The sequence below is a fragment of the Zoogloea sp. 1C4 genome, assembly GCF_009469605.1.
Taxonomy (GTDB): domain Bacteria; phylum Pseudomonadota; class Gammaproteobacteria; order Burkholderiales; family Rhodocyclaceae; genus Zoogloea; species Zoogloea oryzae.
Genome location: NZ_SSXU01000048.1, coordinates 1 through 6,268, shown reverse-complemented (window position 1 = coordinate 6,268; position 6,268 = coordinate 1). Strand labels below are relative to the sequence as shown.

Annotated in this window: 6 protein-coding genes; 4 read left to right on the top strand and 2 right to left on the bottom strand. The window is 68.4% G+C overall.

Features of this window, described 5'->3' with window-relative positions; genetic code table 11:
- Window positions 1–274: 274 nt before the first annotated feature.
- From folD (GH681_RS22360) to GH681_RS22350, 3 genes are all read left to right on the top strand, one after another.
- Window positions 275–1,186, top strand: coding sequence for a bifunctional methylenetetrahydrofolate dehydrogenase/methenyltetrahydrofolate cyclohydrolase FolD (folD, locus tag GH681_RS22360; RefSeq protein WP_153163720.1), 912 nt, complete (start codon window positions 275–277; stop codon window positions 1,184–1,186).
- Between the two features lie 7 nt (window positions 1,187–1,193).
- A complete protein-coding gene (gene pabB, locus GH681_RS22355) occupies window positions 1,194–2,375 on the top strand; it encodes an aminodeoxychorismate synthase component I (RefSeq protein ID WP_228112038.1) in 1,182 nt (393 codons plus the stop codon).
- Between the two features lie 93 nt (window positions 2,376–2,468).
- Window positions 2,469–3,188 carry a GNAT family N-acetyltransferase gene (locus GH681_RS22350; protein WP_153163719.1) on the top strand — a complete coding sequence of 240 codons (720 nt, stop codon included), beginning with the start codon at window positions 2,469–2,471 and terminating at the stop codon, window positions 3,186–3,188.
- Between the two features lie 10 nt (window positions 3,189–3,198).
- Here the strand turns inward: GH681_RS22350 and folB are convergent, their stop codons facing one another.
- Window positions 3,199–3,591, bottom strand: coding sequence for a dihydroneopterin aldolase (folB, locus tag GH681_RS22345; RefSeq protein ID WP_153163718.1), 393 nt, complete (start codon window positions 3,589–3,591; stop codon window positions 3,199–3,201).
- 28 nt (window positions 3,592–3,619) lie between these two features.
- Window positions 3,620–4,531: a bifunctional methylenetetrahydrofolate dehydrogenase/methenyltetrahydrofolate cyclohydrolase FolD gene (folD, locus tag GH681_RS22340; protein WP_153163717.1), complete on the bottom strand. Its 912-nt coding sequence runs from the start codon at window positions 4,529–4,531 to the stop codon at window positions 3,620–3,622.
- Between the two features lie 150 nt (window positions 4,532–4,681).
- Here folD (GH681_RS22340) and GH681_RS22335 point away from each other — a divergent pair, with 150 nt between their 5' ends.
- Window positions 4,682–5,737: an IS110 family transposase gene (locus GH681_RS22335; protein ID WP_153163716.1), complete on the top strand. Its 1,056-nt coding sequence runs from the start codon at window positions 4,682–4,684 to the stop codon at window positions 5,735–5,737.
- The last annotated feature ends 531 nt before the right edge of the window (window positions 5,738–6,268 follow it).

Genomic DNA, 6,268 nt, shown 5'->3' with positions numbered 1-6,268 from the left:
AACTCATCATGGCCCGGGCCACTACGCCCAACCAGGAGGCCGGATATACGTGAGCAATCGATCCCCTTGTTGTCCAACATTCGCGCTGGCAAAACGGGAGGAGTCCATATACGGACTTCAGTCCGACCTACAGGGCCGCCACCAGTGCAAGTTCGGTAGGTCGGGTTAGCGCAGCGTAACCCGACGCATCCCGAGCGACATCCGTCGGGTTACGCCCTGCGGGCTAACCCGACCTACGACCCTACGACCCCCACGTAACAAGGAGACGGATGCCATGACGGCCCGCATCATCGACGGCAAGGCGCTGTCGAAAACCCTTCGGGAAGGCTTCAAGACGCGGGTGGCGCAGCTGGGCACCCAGGGCGTGCAGCCCGGCCTGGCGGTGATCCTCGTCGGCGACAACCCGGCGAGCCGTGTGTACGTCGGCAACAAGGTGAAGGCCTGCGAGGAGGTGGGCGTGCGCTCCTTCCACGTCGGCCTCGCCGCCGACACGCCGGAAGCGGAAGTCCTCGCCACCATCGCCCGCCTGAATGCCGACCCGGCCGTGCACGGCATCCTGATCCAGCTGCCGCTCCCGGCTCACATCGACCCGCGCCGGGTGCTGGAGGCGATCTCGGTGAACAAGGATGTGGACGGCTTCCACCTCTACAACGTGGGTGGGCTGGTGGTGGGCAACACCATCTTCCCGCCCTGCACGCCGTATGGCGTCCAACTGCTGCTCGACACGACGGGAACCGACGTGACCGGCAAGAATGTGGTCGTCGTCGGCGCCAGCAACATCGTCGGCAAACCCATGGCGCTGATGCTGCTGCAGCGGGAAGCCACCGTCACCATCTGCCACGCGAAGACCCGCGACCTCGCCCAGCACACCATCCTCGCCGACATCCTGATCGTCGCCGCCGGCAAGCCGGGGCTGATCGTGCCGCAGATGGTGAAGCAGGGTGCCATCGTGATTGACGTGGGGATCAACCGTTTGCCTGACGGCAAGATCGTCGGCGACGTGGATTTCGAGGGCGTGAAGGAGAAGGCCAGCTGGATCACCCCGGTGCCCGGCGGTGTCGGCCCGATGACGGTGACGATGCTCATCGAGAACACCCTGCGCTCGGCCGAGCGGGCGCTGCGGATGCGTCAGGCCGACGACTATCAGGACTGGGAAGCGCCGGTGATCCATCCGGTCGTCACCTGAGCCGGCCATGTCCGCCGCGCCCTTCGCCCTCTTCGAGAACCGCCTCGCCCGCCCCGGCGAGGCGGCCGGCTGGCTGTTCGAGGACTACGCCGGGCGCTGGCAGGGGCACGCGGACGGCCTCGGCCGGGCGCTCGCCGGCGCCCGCGCCGAAGGCTGGTGGGCCGTCGCCCGGCTCGACTACGAGCTGGGCCGCGAGCTGGAGCCCGGCTGCGGGCTGGCGCCGCCGACCGCCCCCACCGTCCACCTGCTGTTCTTCCGCCGCCGCCGGGCGATGTTCTCGCTGGGCGTCGATGCGCTGCTGGCCCGCCGCCATGCGGACCTGCCCCCGTCCCGCCGCAGCAACGGCCTGCGCCACGTGCACGCCGGGGTGAGCGAGGCCCATTACCTCGACGCGGTGGAGCGGGTGCGCGACTACATCCGCGCCGGCGACTGTTATCAGGTCAATCTCACCTTTCCGCTGCATTTCGAGCTGGAGGGCGACCCGCTGGCCCTCTACCTCGCCCTGCGCCACCGCCAGCCGGCCCGCTACGGCGGCTTCGTGCAGGACGAGGACGGCGCGGTGCTATCCCTGTCGCCGGAGCTCTTCGTGGAGCGCAGCGGCGCAACCCTCGTCACCTGCCCGATGAAGGGCACCGCAGCGCGCCTGGACGACCCGGCCGCCGACCGCGCCGCCGCCGAAGCCCTGCACGCCTGCCCCAAGAACCGCGCCGAGAACCTGATGATCGTGGATCTGCTGCGCAACGACCTGGGCCGCCTCGCCCGCCCGGGCAGCGTGCGGGTGCCCGAGCTCTTCGCGGTGGAGCCCTACCCCTCGGTGTGGCAGATGGTGTCGTGGATCCGCGCAGAGCTGGCCGACCCGCAGCTTCCGCCCGAGGCGATCCTCGCGGCGCTGTTTCCCTGCGGCTCGATCACCGGCGCGCCGAAGATCCGCGCGATGCAGATCATCGACGAGCTGGAGGCCGCGCCCCGCGGGCTCTACACCGGCTCGCTGGGCTGGTTTGCGCCGGACGGGGATTTCCGCCTCAACGTGGCGATTCGCACCGTCGAAGTGGCCGCCGACGGCCGCGGGAAGATGGGTATCGGCAGCGGGCTGGTGATCGACTCCGACCCCGCCGCCGAGTGGGCCGAGTGCTGGCTGAAGGCGCGCTTCCTGCTGCACGCGCCCCAGCTCGCCCGCAACGCCTGCTGAGCGCCGCGCCGGCTTGGTGCGACTGGAGGCTTGGCGTATCGTCAGGCCCTGCCTGCCCACTTCCCATTTCCCCTTTCCCACTCCCCGCTTCCGATGACCTGCCTCAACACCCTCGGCCAGCCGGTCGGTGATCCGCTGCCCGACTGGACACCGCCGCCCTCCCCCGCCGCCAACGTGCTGATCGGCCGTTACTGCCGCCTCGAACCCCTCGACGCCGCCCGCCACGGCACGGCGCTGTTCGCCGCCTTCGCCGCGGACAGCACCGGCGCCAACTGGACTTACCTGCCCTACGGCCCGTTTGCGGATGAAGCCGCCTTCACCGCGTGGCTCGCCAGCGTGGCGGGCGGCAGTGATCCACTGTTCTTCGCAGTGATCGACGCAGGCGGGCAGGCGGGCGGCATCGTGAGCTACCTGCGCATCACCCCGGCCCACGGCTGCATCGAGATCGGCCACCTGCATTTTTCCGAGGCGCTCAAGCACACCCCGGCGGCCACCGAGGCCCTGTGGCTGCTGCTGCGCGAGGCCTTCGCGCTGGGTTACCGGCGGGTGGAGTGGAAGTGCAATACGCTCAACACGCCGTCGCGGCGCGCCGCCCAGCGGCTGGGCTTCTCGTTCGAGGGGGTGTTCCGGCAGGCCAACGTGAGCAAGGGCCGCAACCGCGACACCGCCTGGTACGGGATGATCGACGCCGACTGGCCGGCGCTGGCCGCGGCCTTCGACCAATGGCTGGTGCCGGACAACTTCGACGCCGCCGGCCACCAGCGGGCGAGCCTGTCGGCGCTCACCCGTCCGCTGCTGGTGGCCGTGGGCTGAGCCCAGGCGGCTAGACCGCCACCACCTTCATCGCCTCGCGCTTCCACTCGGCGCGGCGGCTCACCGACACGCGCCGCGCCCGCGGCACCGCCAGCGGCTTGGCGATGGTCACCTCGGCCCGGCGCACCGGAAAGCGCTCGCCCAGCAGGTCGAGCACCGCCTGGCTGAGGTGCTCCAGCAGGTTGAAGTGCCGGCTGGCGAGGAGCGCCGCGATGGCATCCACCACTTCGTCGTAATCCACCGTGTGGCGGATGTCGTCGCTGCGAGCGGCCAGCGTGCCGTCGATGGCGAGGCGCAGGTCGATATCGACCGGCTGGGGCGCGGCCTTCTCGTGGGCGTAGATGCCGATGGAGGCCGGCAGGCTGAGGCCGTCCAGGTGGATCAGGCAGTCGTCGGTGCTCATGTCGGTTCTCCTTGGGGCAGTGTCGTGTTCAGCGGGCGACCGGGTGCAGCACCGGCGCTTCCCAGTCCTGATAGTCGTCGGCCTGACGCATCCTCAGCGCCCGCTCGGCCGAGCGGAGGGTGTTCTCGATGAGCATGGTCACCGTCATCGGCCCCACGCCGCCGGGCACCGGGGTGATCCAGCTGGCCTTCTCCTTCACGCCCTCGAAATCCACGTCGCCGACGATCTTGCCGTCAGGCAAACGGTTGATCCCCACGTCGATCACGATGGCGCCCTGCTTGACCATCTGCGGCACGATCAGCCCCGGCCTGCCGGCGGCGACGATCAGGATGTCGGCGAGGATGGTGTGCTGGGCGAGGTCGCGGGTCTTGGCGTGGCAGATCGTCACCGTGGCTTCGCGCTGCAGCAGCATCAGCGCCATCGGCTTGCCGACGATGTTGCTGGCACCCACGACGACCACGTTCTTGCCGGTCACATCCGTGCCGGTGGTGTCGAGCAGCAACTGCACCCCGTACGGCGTGCAGGGCGGGAAGATGGTGTTGCCGACGACGAGGCCACCCACGTTGTAGAGGTGGAAGCCGTCTACGTCCTTGTTCACCGAGATCGCCTCCAGCACCCGGCGTGGGTCGATGTGGGCGGGGAGCGGCAGCTGGATCAGGATGCCGTGCACGGCTGGATCGGCGTTGAGGCGGGCGATGGTGGCGAGGACTTCCGCCTCCGGCGTGTCGGCGGCGAGGCCGACGTGGAAGGAGCGCACGCCCACCTCCTCGCAGGCCTTCACCTTGTTGCCGACGTACACACGGCTCGCCGGGTTGTCGCCGACGAGGATCACCGCCAGGCCGGGCTGCACGCCCTGGGTGCCCAGCTGCGCCACCCGCGTCTTGAAGCCTTCCCGAAGGGTTTTCGACAGCGCCTTGCCGTCGATGATGCGGGCCGTCATGGCATCCGTCTCCTTGTTACGTGGGGGTCGTAGGGTCGTAGGACTACAAAGGGACTTCCCCCACCCGCCCGGTGGGGTTGCCACCCGGCATCAAAGTGCCAAGATTGAATTGCTGAAGGTCAATCTGAAACGGCGAGGAGGGAAGTCGAAATGGATGCTACGACGGTTGGAGTGGATCTGGCAAAGAATGTCTTCGTGGCCTGTGTGGCGGATTGCGCCGGGCGGATCGTGGCGCGGCGGGAGTTCAATCGGGCGGGCTTTCTGACCTGGCTCGGTACGCTGCCGGCGGGCACGGTGATCGGCATGGAGGCCTGCGGCAGTGCCCATCATTGGGGCCGTACGGCACAGCGTCTGGGCCTGGCCCCGCGGTTGATGGCGGCCGAGTTCGTGCGTCCGTACCGCAAGCGTCAGTCGGTCAAGCATGACCGGGCCGACGCCGAAGCGATCCTGATCGCGCTGCGCTCGCCCGGCATGCGCTTCATCCCGGTCAAGACCGAAGCCCAGCAGCAGCGCCTGGCTTGGCACAGCCTGCGAATCGGCTGGGTAGAAGAGCGCACCGCGCTCCTTAACCGGATTCGCGGGCTGCTCGCTGAATTCGGGCTGATCGTCGATCCCGGCCCCAGGCATCTGCGGGCGCAGCTGGCCGAGCGGGAGTTCGACACCGCGTTGTCGCCCGCCCTGCGGGGATTGATCCAGAGCGTGCGCGACCAGCTCGACGCGCTGGATGCGCGCATCGGCGAGTGCGACCGACAGATCACCGCCCAGCAGGCGGACGATCCGCTGGCGAAGCGGGCGCGGGATCTGCCCGGCGTCGGGCTTATCACCGCCGATGCGGTGACGGCCAGCGTGGGCGATGCGTCGATGTTCAAGAACGGGCGACAGTTTGCCGCGTGGCTCGGTCTTACCCCCAGCCAGTCGGGCAGCGGCGGCAAGACGAAGCTTGGACGCATCACCCGGCGCGGCGACGACTACTTGCGAACCCTGCTCGTGCAGGGCGCGCGCAGCGTGCTGGCTGCGACGATGCGAAAACAGCGGCGGGAATCGCCCGACACGCTGACCCGCCTGCAACAGTGGATCGTCGCGCTCAATGGACGGATCGGCTACCACAAGACCTTGATCGCCATCGCCAACAAGCACGCCCGGCAACTGTGGGCGGTGCTGGCGAAGGGCGAGGCTTACAACCCGCAGGCCTGGCAGCGGGCCTGAGCACAACCGAGCAATGGCAACTGCACATCAGCGATAGACGAACAGGTCAGACCGACCCGCAGGGAACCTGGCTAACCCAATGGCGGATCAACAAGACGGGCGGCTGATCTCCGCTCGCCGGACACCGCCGACGTAGGATCAAGGCTTGCGGGTGCGGTTAATCGCATGGCCCCGGGCGAGACCCGATCAAGGCCGATTAGAGAGAGAGGCAGTCTGTCTGTCCGATCCATCGCGTGCGTGCAGGAGTCTGGAAGGGAACGCAGGAAAGAAAAACCGGCCTGGCGGCCGGTCATTGGAAAACGGTGCTTGACGGGGAAGTCCTTAGAGTCGGGTTAGCCCGCAGGGCGTAACCCGACGGAAACCGCGCGGTGCTGATCGTGGGGAACGTCGGGTTACGCTGCGCTAACCCGACCTTGTATTGTGTTGATGTGCGGAACCGGTCGTTTTCAGGTCTTTGTGCGGGGCCGGGACTGCATACCTGGGGGGCACCTCAGGTTGAGCGGCGGGATGCCGTACCCGCCCTTGGGCCAC

Bases quoted from the DNA above. Each gene is read 5' to 3' on its own strand.
- folD (WP_153163720.1), top strand. From the start codon at position 275: ATGACGGCCCGCATCATCGACGGCAAGGCGCTGTCGAAAACCCTTCGG.
- pabB (WP_228112038.1), top strand. From the start codon at position 1,194: ATGTCCGCCGCGCCCTTCGCCCTCTTCGAGAACCGCCTCGCCCGCCCC.
- GH681_RS22350 (WP_153163719.1), top strand. From the start codon at position 2,469: ATGACCTGCCTCAACACCCTCGGCCAGCCGGTCGGTGATCCGCTGCCC.
- folB (WP_153163718.1), bottom strand. From the start codon at position 3,591: ATGAGCACCGACGACTGCCTGATCCACCTGGACGGCCTCAGCCTGCCG.
- folD (WP_153163717.1), bottom strand. From the start codon at position 4,531: ATGACGGCCCGCATCATCGACGGCAAGGCGCTGTCGAAAACCCTTCGG.
- GH681_RS22335 (WP_153163716.1), top strand. From the start codon at position 4,682: ATGGATGCTACGACGGTTGGAGTGGATCTGGCAAAGAATGTCTTCGTG.